Consider the following 17,752-nt stretch of genomic DNA (forward strand, 5'->3'; position numbering starts at 1 on the left):
GCTATTTTTAGGTTTAAATAAGAATCTAAACTCATTGTTATTTTTACCTTTGAATGCTTGTTAATATATTGAGCAATGCCGTAATGTAATTAAACAAATACGGCAAATTGAAAAATTAGCCTAGGGCGGTGAAGGTTGGTTTTTAGGCATATTTTTTTCTTTCATTTCTTTTATAAAATTTGCCAAGTCTTTGTTACGTTTGTTATCAAAATCTGTTTCTAATACACCATTTTCTACTAGAAGTTTAATAAAACCAGATGGTTGTTTATCTTTTTCAAATTCTTTATCTGCCAAAAAAGATTCTAGTAATGGCATATTTTTTTCATTGGCCAGTATTATTTGAACCAACTTTTCAGAAATGAGAGACGTAAACAAGGTAGAAACTGGTTGCTTTAAAATAATAGCCATAATATCAATCATGGTGGCATTTTTAGGTAATGCCCTGTAGCTAACGGTGCAAAAATCGTTTTGATTTTCGGCATCAGCCATTTCATGTAGTATCGTAACTAACTTATTAGTTTGTTTCATTATGTTTTTTCTCCTTTTTTTGGCTTAAAAGCTCTTGAAATGCTGTTGAGTTTTGGAGGCTTTTAAACATATGTTTATACGTTTCACTACAGCTTGGGGACTCTAACGTTTCAGTTATTGATTCATGAAATTTAAAACCACATGTTTCTAGGTGATTAGTATCATAGTAAGGTGGAAAAATATTAGACAGCCAAGTCTTATCTATATTGTTTAAGTTTAATGTTTTTACCTCGTTTAACATGTCTGCTACTTTTATCAGTAATGAAGACTCTGACGCATCTAATGAGTCTAAAAAGTTAAAGATAATTCGGCTAATTAAGTCATCAAGGACTTCATTAGCGGAAACTCGCTCTTCTGATGCTAAAAACTTAATAAATTCATAGTCTTGTTTAGATAAGCGTAAATTAAATTTTTTAGCGGTTTCAACCGTAGGATTTTGCTCTACTGGCTTTTTCGCTTTTGTAAAATGCTCAGGGGCTTTTTCAGTCAAAACGTACTTCATTGGTTTGCACCTTTTTTTAGATTTTTAGAATAAGAGTTGTTTGCAAATACAGTAATCAAGCTCTCATCATCAAGGGCTAACGTTAGCCCACCACGTTGTTTCATGAGTTCAACTTGTCGTAAAAAATGACGCGCCCATTTTTCTAAATCCGATAGGCTTTTATTGTTCAAAATGATGCGCTCCCCATTTGGGGAATGGTCACCAAAGTTTTGCACAATATGAAGCATGGCTTCGTTTATGCAACGTTGATTCATTCTTTTTTGAATATGTTTGGTCATGTTGTTCATCGTAAATCCCCCTATGTATGATTCAAAATATATCATGGAATTTTAAAAAGTCAATAATTGGAATTTTAAAAAGTTTATTTTTGGATTTTTATTGGGTGATTAAATAATACTAACGATACAGCCCACTAGACGTTATAATAAGCGGTTAAATTGCTTGTTTAGCAATATTAAAAGTCGTTTGTTTATTATCGCGGTGTGGTGTTATGCGTTATCCTAAAGTTTACGATGTGATTGTCATTGGTGGTGGCCATGCAGGTACAGAAGCGGCGTTGGCCGCTGCTCGTATGGGCTGTCAAACCCTATTATTAACCCACAATATCGAAACTTTAGGTCAAATGAGCTGTAACCCAGCCATTGGTGGTATTGGCAAAAGCCATTTAGTCAAAGAAATTGACGCAATGGGCGGAGCAATGGCTTTAGCCACTGACAAAGGTGGCATCCAATTTCGAGTACTAAATGGTAGCAAAGGGCCAGCCGTTCGTGCCACACGCGCCCAAGCCGACCGTGTACTTTATAAAGCGGCTGTGCGTAGCATTCTCGAAAACCAAGCTAACCTCGATATTTTTCAACAAGCGGCTGATGACTTGATTGTCGAAGGTGACACCGTCAAAGGCGTGATTAGCCAAACAGGTATTCATTTTTCTGCCACGTCTGTGGTATTAACTACAGGCACGTTTTTGGGCGGCACGATTCATATTGGCTTAGAAAATTATCGTGGTGGTCGGGCAGGTGATCCACCCTCAATTGCCTTGGCGAATCGTTTGCGCGAATTGCCTTTGCGAGTAGGTCGTTTAAAAACAGGTACACCACCGCGTATTGATGCCAAAAGTGTTGATTTTAGCGTGATGACTGAACAACCGGGTGACACACCCACGCCTGTTATGTCCTATTTGGGCAGTTTGGAGATGCACCCCAAACAAATTAGTTGCTGGATTACCCATACCAACGAAAAAACCCATGATATTATTCGTAGTGGTTTAGATCGTTCGCCCATGTACACAGGTGTGATTGAAGGCGTAGGCCCACGTTACTGTCCATCCATTGAAGACAAAATTCATCGTTTTGCCGATAAAAATTCCCACCAAATTTTTATCGAGCCTGAAGGTTTAACCACCCACGAACTCTATCCAAATGGTATTTCCACTAGTTTGCCGTTTGATGTGCAAATTCAATTGGTTCGTTCAATGAAGGGTTTAGAAAATGCCCATATTATTCGACCAGGTTATGCCATTGAGTACGATTATTTTAATCCACAAGATTTGCAACATACCCTCGAAACCAAAGTGATTAAAAACTTATTCTTTGCAGGGCAAATTAACGGCACAACGGGTTATGAAGAAGCAGGTGCACAAGGTTTATTAGCAGGCATTAACGCTGGTTTACGCGCTCAAGACAAAGAGGGCTGGTATCCAACCCGTGACCAAGCCTATTTAGGGGTATTGGTTGATGACTTGATTACCTTGGGTACAAAAGAACCCTACCGTATGTTTACCTCACGTGCCGAATATCGTTTGTTGTTGCGTGAAGACAATGCCGATGCGCGTTTAACCGAAATTGGTCGTAAGCTTGGTTTAGTGGATGATGTGCGTTGGCGTGTCTTTAGCGAAAAGCAAGAAGCCATTGCCCAACAAACCCAACGTATGAAAGAAACTTTTATTCATCCACAAACCGAATTGGCGCAACGCTTTACCGAAATGACAGGTCAAGAATTAGTGCGTGAAAATAACTTATTAGACTTGTTAAAACGCCCACAAGTGAGCTTTGAACAATTGGCCACTTTGACTGAGACACAAGTTGCGCCTGAAGTGGGTGAGCAAATTGAAATCAGTGCTAAATACAGTGGTTATATTGATCGTCAATTAGAAGAGGTTGAGCGTTTGCGTAAGTCTGAAGAAATGCTTGTGCCTGATGACTTTGATTATGACCGTGTACAAGGTTTATCAAACGAAGTACGCGCCAAATTAAAAGCCATTAAACCTGCAACGTTGGCACAGGCTGGCCGTATTTCGGGCGTGACGCCTGCGGCGGTGTCATTGTTGATGATTTATTTGAAAAAGAGTGGTTTAGCCAATATGAAATTGGTGGGCTAAACGCTTTTACTGTCGACTGAGGGGCAAAGATATTTTGCCCCTGATCTTATACCTGTCTAAAAATTTTATCCTATTATGTCTACGCCTCAACAACTGCTCAATCAAGGTATTGACCAACTCGGCTTAAATATTGCACCCCAAGCCATTACTCAACTTGAGTTTTATATGGCTGCTTTGCAAAAATGGAATGCCGCTTTTAATCTCACTGCCATCCGTGAGCCCAAAGATATTGTGATTAAACACTTTTTGGACTCATTAACCGTGTTACCCCATGTTAAACATGACACATTGTTAGATGTGGGTACAGGCGCAGGGTTTCCTGCGTTGGTGTTGGCGATTGCCCAACCACAATTACAAGTCGATTTGTTAGACAGTAATAGCAAAAAGACCCGTTTTTTACGGCAAATGGTGGCAGAATTAGCACTCAAAAATGTCCGTGTGCATCATGCACGGGTTGAGCAAGCAAATTTAACAGCACAAAAACAAGTGATTAGCCGAGCGTTTTCGAGTTTGGCGGATTTTTGTCAATGGTGCGAACATTTATTGGCTGAAGATGGCATATTGTTAGCAATGAAAGGACAATATCCACAAGCAGAAATTGATGACATGCCAGCAAGCATGCGCGTGTTATCATCGACGCCCTTGAAAGTGCCTTTTTTGGATGAAGCCCGACATTTATTGGTATTGGGACGAACATAAGTTTTATTAGGAAGTCACAAAATGACGCAAATTTTGGCGATTGCTAATCAAAAAGGTGGTGTTGGCAAAACCACAACCACCGTTAACTTAGCCGCTTCTTTAGCAGCAGTAAAACGTCGCGTGTTATTAATCGACTTAGACCCACAAGGTAATGCCACGATGGGATCGGGAGTTGATAAAAATAATTTGCCTTATTCGGTTTATGATGTGGTTTTGGGGGATACCCCCATTAAAGTCGCCATTCAAAAAGTGCCAAAAGCAGGTTATGACGTTTTGGGTGCGAATCGGGATTTAAGCGGTGCAGAAATTAGCTTATTTGATTTAGAACGCCGTGAATTGCGCCTAAAAGAAGCCATTGAACAAATCGCCAAAAGTTATGATTTTATTTTAATCGACTGTGCGCCATCGTTAAGCATGTTAACGTTGAATGCCTTGGTAGCGGCTGATGGGGTGGTTATTCCCATGCAATGTGAATATTATGCCCTAGAAGGTTTAGCAGACTTAACTAATACCATCGAACGTATGACCGCTAAGCTTAACCCACGTCTACAAATTCGCGGCATCATTCGCACCATGTTTGATCCACGTAATACCTTAGCTAATGATGTCTCTAATGAGCTAATCAATCATTTTGGCGACAAAGTGTTTGAAACGGTGATTCCGCGTAATATTCGTTTGGCCGAAGCGCCTGCACATGGTGTGCCTGTGATGTATTATGACAAAGGTTCACGTGGTGCATTTGCCTATTTAAGTTTGGCTGCCGAATTGATTAAAAAAGATAAAAAGAGAAAAACAGCATGAGTAACAAAAAACGTGGTTTAGGCAATGGCCGTGGTTTAGATGCCTTGTTAGGTGCTGTTCGTCAGGCAAAAGAAGAAGTGGCTGCCGTTGAAACAGGTCATATTCCGCAAGTGGGTATGAGTTTATTAAATTTACCCTTAGAGCAATTGCAGCGTGGTCGTTATCAACCACGTCGCGACATGAATCCTGTTGCTTTGCAAGAATTAGCCGATTCTATTAAAGCACAGGGTGTGATGCAGCCGATTGTAGTTAGAAGTATTGGCGAAAATAGCTATGAAATTGTCGCAGGTGAGCGTCGTTGGCGTGCGGCACAAATGGCAGGTTTGGACAGTATTCCTGCGATTATTCGTCAAATTAATGATGATACGGCAATGGCGATGGCGTTGATTGAAAATATTCAACGTGAAGATTTAAACCCAATGGAGCAAGCAACGGCAATGCACCGTTTTGTTGAAGAGTTTGGTTTAACCCATCAACAAATCGCTGAAGCGGTGGGTAAAGCACGCGCCACAGTCAGTAATTTATTGCGTTTAATGGCCTTACCGCGCGAAGTAAAAACCTTATTAGAGCATGGTGATATTGAAATGGGTCATGCGCGTGCTTTGTTGGCTTTACCCGAAAATCAGCAAGCAGAAGCGGCAAGACTAACCGTTGCTAAAGGCTTTTCGGTGCGCCAAACCGAGTCATTAGTGCGTAGTTTGTTAGCTGCACAAGATGCACCACAACCCGAAAAGCGTGTTGACCCCAATGTTGCACAATTACAGCAAAGTTTGATTGATAAGTTGGGTGCAGCAGTGCAGATTGATTACAACAAAAAAGGCCAAGGTAAGTTGATTATTCGTTATAACTCGTTTGAAGAGTTGGATGGTATTTTGGCACATATTCAGTAGCATGGGTTGAGGAACGAAACCCATGATATAGTTATTTGTGGGTTTCCTGCGTCAACCCACATTACATATTTGGGAAGTTATAAAAATGAGCCGCTCCAAACGTCATACGCCTAAATGTGGAATATGTAAGTGTGACAGTGAAAAGTCCGATAAAAAAATATGGCATCAACGTATGCGTGCGGCAATTAAACAATATTTACATGCGACTAACTTTGACGAAAAATTACCCCCACATGTTAAAGAAGTTTCTAATGTGTGGGCATTTGGTAAAGATGGTAAGAGTTGGTTTAATCAGAAAAATCATCCTGATTTAATGAGAAAGTAGTCTGTAGCATGGGTTGAGGAACGAACTCCATCATACTTCGACCCACTTTACATTTTTTGTTATATCAAACAATAAAATAAAAACCATGCCCAATTTTATCACTTACGCTAATCAACTCTTAAGCCTTGAGCAAATTAGCCACTACGCAAATCAATATGTTGATGTTGATATGTGGCAATTAACGGGGCAAGATGAAGATTATTTTCCTTTTGTCATTGGTGAGCAGATAACTAACTACTACATTGTTTACTGGTCAAAAAAGCATGGTATTATCAAATACTATGATACTGATTTGGTGAGGTATCGTGCCTTTTTGTTGTGGTTATTAGACAATATGCACCCTGTATTTGCCAACCAACAACAAGCCGAAGATTTTGCAAAAGCGCGGGAGTGGCCGCGTGTGGATTAATTATGCGCGTGCTGAGTTTTGTCATTTTATCTTTACTGATGCAAGTCAGTTATGCTCAGCCTGAGTGGGAGCTTAGCAAAGAAGATACGCAGCGTAGTATTCAGGTATTTACCAGTTCTCAAGAAGATAGTTCGTATCACCAATTTAAAGCGGTAACGCTCGTCCCACAAAATCCACAAACGGTATTAGCAGTTTTGTCGGATATTCCTGCATGGCCACAATGGTTAGCACGGATTAAACAAGTCAAAGTCTTAAAAAAAGAAAAAGACCGTAGTTGGGTCTATGTGGTTTATAAATTGCCTTATCCTTTTATTGAGCGTGATATGGTGGTTTACAATCAAGTGCAGTCATTGGTAACTGGTCAAATAATCATCAAAACACAAGCCTTAAACAATTATCCAATGGCTGTTGAAAGTGATGTAAAACGGGTGCGTTTAACTAACTTTAAAAGTACGTGGCAACTCAGTCCCTTAGCTAAATCAGGGACAAAAGTGGAGTTGTGGGGCAGTGGTGATCCTGAAGGTTTTGTACCTGCCTTAATCTTTAACTATAATCTTCCCGATGAGCCTCTACAAAGTTTGCGTCAATTGCGCAAAATGCTCTTGCGTGATAAATATCAAAAAGAACACACCAGATTGTTGCCAAAATCTTAAAATCAAACTATAACAATCAATATTAATAAAAATTTAAATCAACAAATAAAACTGCCAATGACTTGGTTAGTCTTTTGATAAAAAAGGAAAATTTATGTTTAAGTCTCTTTGTCAATTTGCCAAAATTGCCCCTGCTGCCTTATTAATGTCACAAGCTTATGCTGCCGATTTATTGCCATTGGCTAAAGATGTTAAGCCGAATACAAAAGGCTTGCCACCTGCTTTTGTTAAACCACTTAAAGTATCGATTTGTTTTTATGATATGCAAGGTTCAACAGGTGAGTTTTATAGTCGTGCTAAAGATTTGGGGTTAATTGCGCGTCGTTGGAATATTATTGCTGATTTTAAAGTGATTCCCGAAGAAGCAAAAGTTGCCGAAGCGTTTAAAGCAGGCAAATGTGATGCAGCAGTATTATCAACACTTAGAGCGAAAGAGTTTAATAAATTTATGGGTAGTGTTGATGCGGTTGGGGCAATTCCTACCTATCAACATATGCGTTTGTTATTAAAGACTTTATTTGATCCCAAATTAGAGCCATTAACCATATCTGGGCCTTATCAAATTGTCAGTATTTTCCCTGTTGGTGCACAATATTTACATATTAAAGATCATGCAGTAGAAGATATTGGCCAATTGGCAAGCAAAAAAGTCTCGGTGATTAATTGGGGGGATTCTTTAGCTTCTGCCATGCAAAAAGTCGGTTTTACGCCAATCAGTGGAGATGTTGGAGAGTTTACCAAGCCATTTAATGCCAATGAGGTAGATGCCTTAGTTGCACCAGCGATGGTGTATTGGCCTTATGAATTAAAACAAGGTTTAGGTGAAAAAGGGGGTATTTATAGTACACCGATTAATCAAATGACCGCTAGCTTAGTGATTAATCGTGAGTTATTACAGAAAAAAGCCCCTGATATTGATAATCGTGTTGCTGCTTTTAGGGCAATGACAGGTCAATTTATGGATGAAATGCTTGATAAGATTTTTAATACGATTGATAAAACCGAAAAAGATGTGCCCAAAAAATATTGGATGATTTTAGAGCCACAAAACGAGAAAAAATATCAAGAGGCTTTACGTCAAGCACGTATTCAATTAACCAAAGAAGGTGTGTATGACGAAAAGATGATGAAAGTCTTAAAGAAAATTCGTTGTAAAATTGATGCTAATGCACCAGAGTGTAGTAGCAACGAAGAATAAAACAAAAGGGCGGTTAAACCGCCCTTTGTTTTTTAATCTTTGCGAACTAACTGCCAAATCGCTAAACAGGCATAACCAACAAACATCACCAGTGTCCATTCGGGTAAACTAAAGCCTAAAAACGTCCAATCAACTTTGGCGCATTCACCAGAGCCACGAAAGACTTTTTGAATCACTTCTTGTAAAGGAAAAGTGTCCATCCAATAGTCCAAACCCGGCCCACAAGCAGGCACTTCATCAGCAGGTAAATGTTGCAACCACACATGACGACCTGCAACCGCTAAGCCCCATGCTGCGGACAAAATAGTTAAGCCTGCATAAATACGACGACCTAACACCGCAGGATTATGAATAGCGGCAATTAAGGCAGTTACACCAATACCAATCACTGCGGTACGTTGAAAAATACACAAAGGACAGGGTTCAAGATTTTGATAATGTTGTAAATACAACGCAAAAGCCATGCTAATACAGGTAAACACAAAAATAGCTAAATTCGTTAAACGTGGAGAGGGTAAAGTCATGTGGTTGCTCTCAAAAAACGGCAGTAAGTTCTTTCTTGAGATAATGCTGGTCAGTTAAGAAAAAATGGGTACAACTACCCTTCGACTCCGCTCAGGGAACGTTTTTGCGTTGACTGAGCGGAGTCGAAGTCGGTAAAAAGCTTAACTGATTAGCATTACCTCATGGACTACATAAAACATTCCAACAAACTATTTCTAACTCAAAATAACGTAAGCCACAGTAAGAATACTGTTATTTAATATATTCTGCTAAAAACTCATCAAAACTGAGTGTGTCGCTGTCTTCAATCGCTTTTTGGGCAGCTAAGGACTCTTGCGCTTGCTCGGTAAACAAGGCCACTCGCTCAGCCGACAAAGGCTGACTTAAAAAGTAATCACGATGTTGTTCGGCAATCGCTGCGCCAAAGGCAAAAAAGCTATTATTGTGTTTAGCCATTTCTGCCAACACTTGTGCGGCATAAGTCAGTTCAGGTTGTTCAACTTTCGCAATTTGTTGGTCGATAGATTCGCTATAACGGGTAGTTTGATGGGCATCATCCAACACTAAGGCAACAGCACGCATTTCATTTAATAAATTTAATGCTTGTGTTTTAAAGTCTGCGGCTTGGCCATTGATGGTCACTTGTAAGGCTGGCGCACGGCCTTGCTCAACCATTTGCTCTTGGCGAATAGACAATTCGTGGTATTCGTCTTCGGCAAAAAACTCACTGTCACTTAATACGCTATGTAAGGCATATACTTCTAAAAAGTGTGCGGTTGGCTTATCAATCCCAATGGGGCTAAATGGATTTAGGTCAACACAACGCATTTCGATGTATTCAATACCACGCGCTTTGAGAGCTTGGGTGGGTTTTTCGCCACGTTGAGTGGTTTGTTTGGGGCGAATTAAACCATAATATTCATTTTCGATTTGCAAGACATTAGCATTCATTTGCTGATAAATGCCGTCTTTTTTCACGCCAATATCGGCAAACGGTGGATAGGGTGTGTGAATGGCATTGCTTAAATTGTCAATATAATCAGGTAGATGGTTATAAGATACTTGTAAGTCACGTTGTACGGTATTTTGATAACCCAAACGGCTCATGCGTAAAGAAGTGGCATATGGCTGATAGAGTGTGCCTGCACTTAAACTGGCTAAGCCATGCTGACGGCCTAATAAGAAACAGGCACAGACCGCAGGACTTGCGCCTAATAAATACAATAATAAAAAGCTATGGCGTTGAAAATTACGAATTAAGGCAAAATATTTTTCGTTAATAAATTCTTGAGGGTCTTGGTTGTTTTGGCTGGCTTGCTGCCATGCTTGCCAAAATTCGCTAGGGAATGACAAGTTATAGTGAATGCCTGCAATGGTTTGCATTTTGCGGCCATAACGCACGCCCAAGCCATGACGATACAAGGTTTTGAGTTTGCCAATATTGGATTCGCCATAATATGCCAGTGGAATTTGGCTATCTTCTAAACCAATCATACAGGGCATAGAGTTAAGCCATAAGCGTTCTTCGCCCATATTTTGATAACAAAAGCGATGTAAGTCTTCTAAAAAGTCCAACGTTTCATCAATGCTTTTGGTGGCAGGGGTAATCAGCTCGATTAAGGCTTCGGAATAATCGGTGGTGATGTGTGGATGGGTTAATGCTGAGCCTAAAGCACGTGGATGCTCGGTTTGGCTAATCATGCCCTCTTTGCTCATGCGTAAGGCTTCTTTTTCTAAACCCCGACGCATATTTTTTAACACGGTGGCTTGAGGGCTTAACCAAGCAAGTTGTTGTTGCAATTGTGCGTTCATGGGTTTTCTCTATTTTGAAAGACAAATTTGTACATTTATGGGGGTGAAGGGGGAATTTTGCAAATGTTTTGTTGTAGATTGATGAAGGATGAGCTAATTGATGATGTTATCTTTAATCTTCAGATGCGGGGCAGAGTAGGTTTATCACCGACTACGCCGACACCTTTCCGAACAATATTGCACCTCAGACCAACATTTTTCCCACTTTTTGCGCCACGAAAAAGGACGTTGGCAAACCACACAAATTTTAGTCGGTAAGTCGGCTTTAGCAATTCTTTTGGCCATCTTATGACTTACGCGGTTATCGCTTATTTATTCGCATTGTCATCGTTTTCAACGATTTCATGCTCACAAAACGCGCTAATTTCGATGAAATGCGTAAGTCTTGCATACCTTAGCCCTTAGGTCTAAGCGTAGAGCGACCACCATCAACATGCAAAATTTGCCCTGTTAGCCAACTGCTATCACTGCTTAATAAAAAACACGCCAAAGCTGCAATATCGTCTGCTGTACCTAAACGTGGAATGGGGTGTAAATTGGCAATGGCTTCCGCCACAGTGGGATTATTGGTTAATGAAGCGGCTAAAGGTGTAGCGGTTAATGAAGGCGCAATGGCATTGACCCGAATATGAGGCGCAAACTCTGCTGCTAAAGCCAAGGTTAAACCATTAACAGCCGCTTTAGCCATGCTAATTGACGCATGACTACTAAAGCCTTGTTGGCTGGCAATACTCGAAAAAAACACTACGGAGGCTGAGCTATTCTTTTTCAAAACGGGAAAAGTCGCTTGTGCAGCTAAAGCAGCGCCAATACTGTTGACGGCATAATCTTGTTGAAAGTCTTCAATCGTTAGTCGGCGTAAAGGTTTTAGGTTAATGCTCCCCACCGCATACACCAAACCTGTCAATTGTTCACCTGCTTCGGCGGTTGCTTGGGCAAATAATTCAGGATGAGTCACATCACCACAGGTATAGCTTGCGCCTATCGTTTGGGCAAAGGCTGCCAATTTTTCAGCATCACGCCCCACTAAATGTAGGTGTTGGCCTTGTTGATGTAGGCGTTTAGCAATGGCTTGGCCAATGCCGCCGCTGCCACCATAAATAAGCGTTGTTGCCATGATGTCTAATACAGTCAGTGATTAATTTTTTAATTATTGACGCTAAAACAGTAAAAAGACACAAACAGAGCTTGGACAAATCTCAACCACGTACTTGATAGGCTCTAGGTGTATAACCTGTCCATTGTTTAAAGGCACGAATAAACGCACTGGCTTCGGCAAAGCCTAAGTTTAGCGAAATTTCTTGTAAAGAAAGTTTGCCTTGTGCCAAATAATCAATCGCCAGATCACGGCGGATGGCATCTTTAATGCCTTGAAAACTACTACCTTCACTGATTAATTTGCGTCTTAAGGTTCGGCCTGTTAACCAAAAATGTTGAGCTACCACCTCTAAATCGGCAAAGTTATCTAAATCATGTTGCATTAATTCGCGTACTCGTTGGGTATAACTGCCATGAAACACAGGCTTTACTAAAAAAGCGGCAGGTAAGGTGGGTAACAAAGCTTGTAACTCAGAGAGTTGGCGCACAATCGGCCTGTCTAGCCAACTGGCATCAAACAACAAAGCATCACGGCTTTGTTCAAATAACAAGGTACAAGGAAACAGCGTTGGGTATTCATGAACATGAGCAGGCGGTGAGTGCCTAAAGCTTGCCGCTTGCAAAGGAATCCGTTCACGAATCAGCCAACTGGCCAAACGGCTAGACATCACCAAAGAAAATTCTAATAAAAAATGCTGGTGGTCATGGTTGGGTTGATTCAGGGTTAAGGATAATTGCGCTTGACCTTGTTTAACCTCTAGCCCAATTAACATATCGTGGGTTAATAAACGATAAAAGCGTGCACATTGCTGCAAGGCTTCGCCCAAGGTTTTGCTATAAATTAATAATTCGGCCATTAGCGCAAAACTACCAATGGGGCAACGATGGGCAGTTAAGCCTAAAAACTCATCGTCTAATAATCGCCAAAGGTGTTTGACCAATCTTGCATATTGGCTTGGCGGCAAACGAATGTCTGTTTGATTGATAATATCGGTTGAAAGCCCTGCTTGATGTAATAACTCATCGGCAACATAACCCTGAGCAACTGCGCCTGCTAAGGTCGCCGCAACATAATGGTTGGCGATAGTATGATGTTGGATTTTCATCATGAATCATTCATTAAAATAGTCATACATTCATCTTGTCCGTTTTTGTCAATTAATTCAACCTTTTTAACATTGTGCATTTTTTTACCATTGGCCAAACTCAGCTATTATTAAATAAAGCTCTGTTAACGATGGGAGTGGCCATTAAATGACCCTTGCACCTGCTAAACCTGCAATCTATACACCCACTAATAAAATTCGTTTTGTCACGGCGGCCAGTTTGTTTGATGGTCATGATGCATCAATTAATATTATGCGTCGGATGTTGCAAGCAACAGGTTGTGAAGTGATTCATTTAGGACATAATCGCTCGGTGGATGAGATTGTCACTTGTGCTTTGCAAGAAGATGCGCATGGCATTGCTCTTAGCTCGTATCAGGGTGGTCACAACGAATTTTTTAGTTATATGATTGATTTGCTGCGTGAGCGTGGCATTGGCCATATTAAAGTGTTTGGTGGTGGCGGTGGGGTGATTGTACCTGCCGAAATTAAAGCCTTACATGAGTATGGTGTGACGAAGATTTTTTCCCCCGAAGATGGTGCAACCCTTGGTTTACAAGGCATGATTAACCTTTGTGCGCAAGGTGCAGACCAAGATTTAGCCCATCAATACCCTGTTGATTTTGCCGATTTACAAGCGGCTGATGTCATGTTGCGTCAGCGAACTTTAGCGCGGATTATTTCTGCCTTAGAAGCCGATGTTCTGCCCTATAAAAAAGAATTACTAGCGGCTGCGGTCGATAAAAAAACACCCGTTTTGGGCATTACAGGTACAGGTGGTGCAGGAAAATCCAGTTTAACCGATGAGATTTTACGCCGTTTTCGTTTAGATTTTAACGATAGCATTAATATTGCCATTATTTCGATTGACCCCTCACGCCGTAAATCAGGTGGCGCATTATTGGGCGATAGAATCCGCATGAACGCCATTCATCATCCCAATATTTATATGCGTTCGTTGGCCACACGCAGTACAGGTGGCGAAATTTCGCAAGCTTTGCCCGATGTGATTGCCGCTTGCAAAGTGGCAAATTTTGATTTGATTATTGTTGAAACTTCGGGCATTGGTCAGGGTGATGCCGCGATTGTGCCTTATGTGGATTTGTCCTTATATGTCATGACTCCTGAGTTTGGTGCGGCCTCACAGCTCGAAAAAATTGATATGCTCGATTTTGCCGATATTGTTGCGATTAACAAGTTTGACCGCAAAGGCGCAAAAGACGCCTTACGTGATGTGTGCAAACAAGTGCAACGCAATCGTGAAGCCTTTATGCAAATGCCCGAAACCATGCCCGTTTTTGGCACGATTGCGGCGCGTTTTAATGATGATGGGGTCACGGCGTTATATCAGCAACTCAAAGCGGATTTAATCTCTAAAGGTTGGGTAGCACCCAAAAACAGTCAATTGCCTGTGGTTAGTGTACGTAGTTCGAGCCAACAACAAAGCATTGTGCCACCTGCAAAAGTGCGTTATTTAGCCGAAATTGCCGATGCAGTGCGTACTTATCACCATTATGTTGAGCAACAAGCACAATTGGCGCGCCAACGTCAGCAATTACAAGCCACTCAATTGATGTTAAATGCATTAACTCCTCCCCCTGAAAAGGGGGAGGCAGGGAGGGGGTTAACAGACCCCACCCTGACCCTCCCCTTACAAGGGGAGGGAATGGCGTTAATTAATCAATTAATTGGTGAAAAAGATGCACAACTCAGCCATGAATCTAAACAACTATTAGCCCGTTGGTCAGAACTAAAACAGCGTTACGCACAAGACGAATTAGTGGTCAAAATTCGTGATAAAGAATTGCGTACCAAACTGACCTATACCAGCTTATCGGGCAATAAAATTCCCAAAGTGGCTTTGCCAAAGTTTCATGATGCAGGTGATATTTTAGCGTGGCAATTACGCGAAAATATTGCAGGGGAGTTCCCTTTTACTGCAGGGGTGTTTCCGTTTAACCGTGAGGGTGAAGACCCGACACGAATGTTTGCGGGTGAGGGTGATGCCTTTCGTACCAATGCACGGTTTAAAAAAGTCTCCGAAGGCATGCCAGCCAAACGCTTATCAACCGCGTTTGATTCAGTCACTTTGTATGGTAATGACCCTGCTGAGCGTCCTGATATTTATGGCAAAATTGGTAATTCGGGCGTGTCGATTGCAACTTTAGAAGATATGAAAGTCTTATATGGTGGTTTTGATTTAACCCATCCCATGACATCGGTGTCGATGACCATTAATGGCCCAGCACCGACTATTTTGGCGTTCTTTTTAAACACCGCGATTGACCAAAATATTGAAAAATTTGTCGCCAAAGAGCAACGCCAACCCGACGATGCAGAATTGGCAAACATTAAACAATGGACACTAGAAAATGTCCGTGGCACGGTGCAAGCCGATATTTTAAAAGAAGATCAAGGTCAAAATACCTGTATTTTTTCTACCGAATTTAGCTTAAAAGTCATGGGTGATATTCAGCAATATTTTGTTGAACATAATGTGCGTAATTTTTACTCGGTGTCTATTTCGGGCTATCACATTGCCGAAGCAGGCGCGAACCCCATTTCGCAATTAGCCTTTACGCTAGCAAATGGCTTTACCTTTGTGGAGGCTTATTTAGCGCGGGGCATGAGTATTGATGATTTTGCGCCGAATTTATCGTTCTTTTTTAGCAATGGTATGGATCCTGAGTATACTGTGTTAGGCCGTGTCGCTCGGCGTATTTGGGCAGTGACCATGCGCGAAAAATATGGCGCAAACGAACGTAGTCAAAAACTCAAATATCATATTCAAACCAGCGGTCGTAGTTTACACGCCCAAGAAATTGATTTTAATGATATTCGTACTACGTTACAGGCATTGATTGCCATTTATGATAACTGCAACAGTTTACATACTAATGCTTATGACGAAGCGATTACCACACCTACTGAAGAAAGTGTGCGTCGGGCAATGGCGATTCAGCTTATTATTAACCGTGAATGGGGCTTGGCGAAAAATGAAAACCCCAATCAAGGTAGTTTTATTATCGACGAGTTGACTGATTTAGTCGAAGAAGCGGTGTTAAAAGAGTTTGAAGCAATTAGTGAGCGTGGTGGCGTGTTAGGCGCAATGGAAACAGGTTATCAACGTGGCAAGATTCAAGAAGAATCTATGTATTATGAACACTTAAAACACAGTGGCGAATATCCGATTATTGGTGTGAATACCTTCCGCAATCCTAAAGGTGATGCCACACCACAAAGTTTGGAGTTAGCACGTTCAACCGACAGTGAAAAGCAGTCGCAATTACAACGCTTAGCCACTTTTCAACAACATTATGCACAGCAAGCACCACAAGCCTTAGCACGTTTGCAACAAGTAGCGATTGAAGGTGGCAATATTTTTGCTGAGTTGATGAACACCGTGCGTTATTGCTCATTAGGACAAATTACCGATGCTTTATTTTCGGTGGGTGGGCAATATAGAAGGAATATGTAGCTTTCAGATAAACGCAGGTTCAATGACTGATGCGTCTTTGCCCAAAGGGATGACTCACGGTTTGAGTCGTGCTAAAAATGGCGTAAAGAGCGTCCCCTCCTTTTTTAAAGGAGGGTGTTCCCCTCTGTAAAAGAGGGGTTAGGGGAATTGATTAGAATTTATAACCAATTTTAAAACCATAAGCGATCGCATTGTTATCTTCAAATTCAGCAACATAACCCGATGTATTGAATTGAGAACCTGATTGAGCTTTAGCATCGCCTAACCATAGATATTTTACTCCACCAGCAATGAAGTAATTCGGAGCAGGGCTATATTGAACACCAACACCAACATTCCAATAACCTTCAGTTGGACCAAGTGTTGTTACTGGATTACCTGCGCCTGAATCCCAACCAACTGATACATTACCTGCCCAGTGATCATTGATTTTACGTCCTACACCAGCATTAATTGAGTATTGATCCTCAGTATAAGCAACAAGATCAAAACCATCTTTCTTCCCAGTTTTGTTCACAACTGGAGCTAAAACAGATGCCGCACCAAACTTATAAGGGCGAATTGAAAAGTCTTTCCAATTTACCCAACGTAAATTTGCGAAAGCAACAGTATTAGCCATAATCCCTGTTTGGAAGTCAAGATTAACCGATTGTGGCGTAGTGATTTCTGTAGGATTACCTTGAGTATTATTAATGTTGTTCAATGCTGCATCAAATGCAGCACTTCCAGTCATACCTGCTGCACCATGCTTTTCATAAGCATTCATTTCATGCGTAATTTTTGCACGATAGGTAAGTGAGGTCTTAAGCGCAATTTCAGGAATTTGATATGCAACACCAACTAACCAACCTACAGCTTCATCTCGACCTGTTTTAAAATCATAACCATTATAGGCACTATAGCTTGTGCCACGTAATAGTACGGTACTATTCAATGTCTGATAGACTGCACCCGCATAAATATTCCAGTTCTGATTTGGTTGATAACCTAAAATTAAATTCAAATCTTCAGTATCAACGGTGACAGATGTGCCGCCTTTAAAAGGTACTGGACGGTTTTCTACAAAGTTATTTTTTCCACTATATTGTGCATTTGCGCCATAAGGTTGATCGTAAATTAGACCAATAGAGAAATGTTCCGTTGCTTGAAGTTTTAATGCGGCATTTGGCGAATAGTAATAATTTGCCATATCACCTGTGTCATTTTGTGAAGTATCTTTCCCCGATACATCAGGATCAAGAACGGAGATACCAGCTTCAAAATAATTGCCTGGTTGTAAAAAAGGTGCAATAGACTGACCAGAACGGTCTAATGCTGCTGCAAAAACTGAAGTGCTTGGGAGTAAGCTAAGTAAAAGAGCGTGCTGAATCGC

18 protein-coding genes are annotated in these 17,752 nt (G+C 41.0%); 9 read left to right on the plus strand and 9 right to left on the minus strand.

Going from position 1 to position 17,752, the window contains the following annotated elements; genetic code table 11:
• Positions 1–120: 120 nt before the first annotated feature.
• The 3 genes from Q0212_RS01890 to Q0212_RS01900 are packed head-to-tail and all read right to left on the minus strand — an operon-like array spanning position 121 to position 1,317.
• Positions 121–528, minus strand: coding sequence for a hypothetical protein (locus Q0212_RS01890; protein WP_297921366.1), 408 nt, complete (start codon positions 526–528; stop codon positions 121–123).
• Positions 515–1,030 (minus strand): hypothetical protein, encoded by a 516-nt coding sequence (locus tag Q0212_RS01895; protein WP_297921369.1) that lies wholly within the window; start codon positions 1,028–1,030, stop codon positions 515–517. Before Q0212_RS01895 ends, Q0212_RS01890 begins: the two co-directional genes overlap by 14 nt.
• A complete protein-coding gene (locus Q0212_RS01900) occupies positions 1,027–1,317 on the minus strand; it encodes a hypothetical protein (protein WP_297921372.1) in 291 nt (96 codons plus the stop codon). The genes Q0212_RS01895 and Q0212_RS01900 overlap by 4 nt, the downstream gene beginning before the upstream one ends.
• Positions 1,318–1,520: 203 nt before the next feature.
• Here Q0212_RS01900 and mnmG point away from each other — a divergent pair, with 203 nt between their 5' ends.
• From mnmG to Q0212_RS01940, 8 genes are all read left to right on the plus strand, one after another.
• Positions 1,521–3,407: a tRNA uridine-5-carboxymethylaminomethyl(34) synthesis enzyme MnmG gene (gene mnmG, locus Q0212_RS01905; protein ID WP_297921375.1), complete on the plus strand. Its 1,887-nt coding sequence runs from the start codon at positions 1,521–1,523 to the stop codon at positions 3,405–3,407.
• Between the two features lie 75 nt (positions 3,408–3,482).
• Positions 3,483–4,106 carry a 16S rRNA (guanine(527)-N(7))-methyltransferase RsmG gene (gene rsmG, locus Q0212_RS01910; protein ID WP_297921378.1) on the plus strand — a complete coding sequence of 208 codons (624 nt, stop codon included), beginning with the start codon at positions 3,483–3,485 and terminating at the stop codon, positions 4,104–4,106.
• Between the two features lie 21 nt (positions 4,107–4,127).
• Positions 4,128–4,907 carry a ParA family protein gene (locus Q0212_RS01915; protein ID WP_297921381.1) on the plus strand — a complete coding sequence of 260 codons (780 nt, stop codon included), beginning with the start codon at positions 4,128–4,130 and terminating at the stop codon, positions 4,905–4,907.
• On the plus strand, positions 4,904–5,797 hold the full coding sequence (locus tag Q0212_RS01920; protein WP_297921384.1) for a ParB/RepB/Spo0J family partition protein: 894 nt from the start codon (positions 4,904–4,906) through the stop codon (positions 5,795–5,797). The genes Q0212_RS01915 and Q0212_RS01920 overlap by 4 nt, the downstream gene beginning before the upstream one ends.
• A gap of 85 nt (positions 5,798–5,882) precedes the next feature.
• Entirely contained in the window at positions 5,883–6,122 is a 240-nt protein-coding gene (locus tag Q0212_RS01925; RefSeq protein WP_297921387.1) for a hypothetical protein, read from the plus strand.
• 85 nt (positions 6,123–6,207) lie between these two features.
• Positions 6,208–6,531: a hypothetical protein gene (locus tag Q0212_RS01930; protein WP_297921390.1), complete on the plus strand. Its 324-nt coding sequence runs from the start codon at positions 6,208–6,210 to the stop codon at positions 6,529–6,531.
• Between the two features lie 2 nt (positions 6,532–6,533).
• Positions 6,534–7,184 (plus strand): START domain-containing protein, encoded by a 651-nt coding sequence (locus Q0212_RS01935; protein WP_297921393.1) that lies wholly within the window; start codon positions 6,534–6,536, stop codon positions 7,182–7,184.
• 94 nt (positions 7,185–7,278) lie between these two features.
• Complete coding sequence (locus tag Q0212_RS01940; protein WP_297921396.1) at positions 7,279–8,382, plus strand: putative solute-binding protein; 1,104 nt, start codon at positions 7,279–7,281, stop codon at positions 8,380–8,382.
• A gap of 32 nt (positions 8,383–8,414) precedes the next feature.
• Here Q0212_RS01940 and Q0212_RS01945 read toward each other — a convergent pair whose 3' ends face one another.
• The 5 genes from Q0212_RS01945 to Q0212_RS01965 form a co-directional block, all read right to left on the minus strand.
• Entirely contained in the window at positions 8,415–8,906 is a 492-nt protein-coding gene (locus tag Q0212_RS01945; protein WP_297921399.1) for a disulfide bond formation protein B, read from the minus strand.
• 232 nt (positions 8,907–9,138) lie between these two features.
• Positions 9,139–10,698 carry a glutamate--cysteine ligase gene (gene gshA, locus Q0212_RS01950; protein WP_297921402.1) on the minus strand — a complete coding sequence of 520 codons (1,560 nt, stop codon included), beginning with the start codon at positions 10,696–10,698 and terminating at the stop codon, positions 9,139–9,141.
• Between the two features lie 144 nt (positions 10,699–10,842).
• Positions 10,843–10,983 (minus strand): DUF2256 domain-containing protein, encoded by a 141-nt coding sequence (locus tag Q0212_RS01955; RefSeq protein WP_297921406.1) that lies wholly within the window; start codon positions 10,981–10,983, stop codon positions 10,843–10,845.
• Positions 10,984–11,092: 109 nt separating this feature from the next.
• Complete coding sequence (locus Q0212_RS01960) at positions 11,093–11,815, minus strand: SDR family NAD(P)-dependent oxidoreductase (protein ID WP_297921408.1); 723 nt, start codon at positions 11,813–11,815, stop codon at positions 11,093–11,095.
• 82 nt (positions 11,816–11,897) lie between these two features.
• The gene (locus Q0212_RS01965) at positions 11,898–12,905 is read right to left on the minus strand and encodes an AraC family transcriptional regulator (protein WP_297921410.1); all 1,008 of its coding nucleotides are present in this window, start codon (positions 12,903–12,905) and stop codon (positions 11,898–11,900) included.
• Between the two features lie 145 nt (positions 12,906–13,050).
• Here Q0212_RS01965 and icmF point away from each other — a divergent pair, with 145 nt between their 5' ends.
• The gene (gene icmF, locus Q0212_RS01970) at positions 13,051–16,380 is read left to right on the plus strand and encodes a fused isobutyryl-CoA mutase/GTPase IcmF (RefSeq protein ID WP_297921413.1); all 3,330 of its coding nucleotides are present in this window, start codon (positions 13,051–13,053) and stop codon (positions 16,378–16,380) included.
• 151 nt (positions 16,381–16,531) lie between these two features.
• On the opposite strand, the gene Q0212_RS01975 is transcribed toward icmF, so the two are convergent.
• On the minus strand, positions 16,532–17,752 hold a 1,221-nt coding region (locus Q0212_RS01975), incomplete at its 5' end, for an OmpP1/FadL family transporter (RefSeq protein ID WP_297921416.1).

It is taken from the genome of uncultured Agitococcus sp. (genome assembly GCF_937920075.1).
In the GTDB taxonomy this organism is placed as follows: domain Bacteria; phylum Pseudomonadota; class Gammaproteobacteria; order Pseudomonadales; family Moraxellaceae; genus Agitococcus.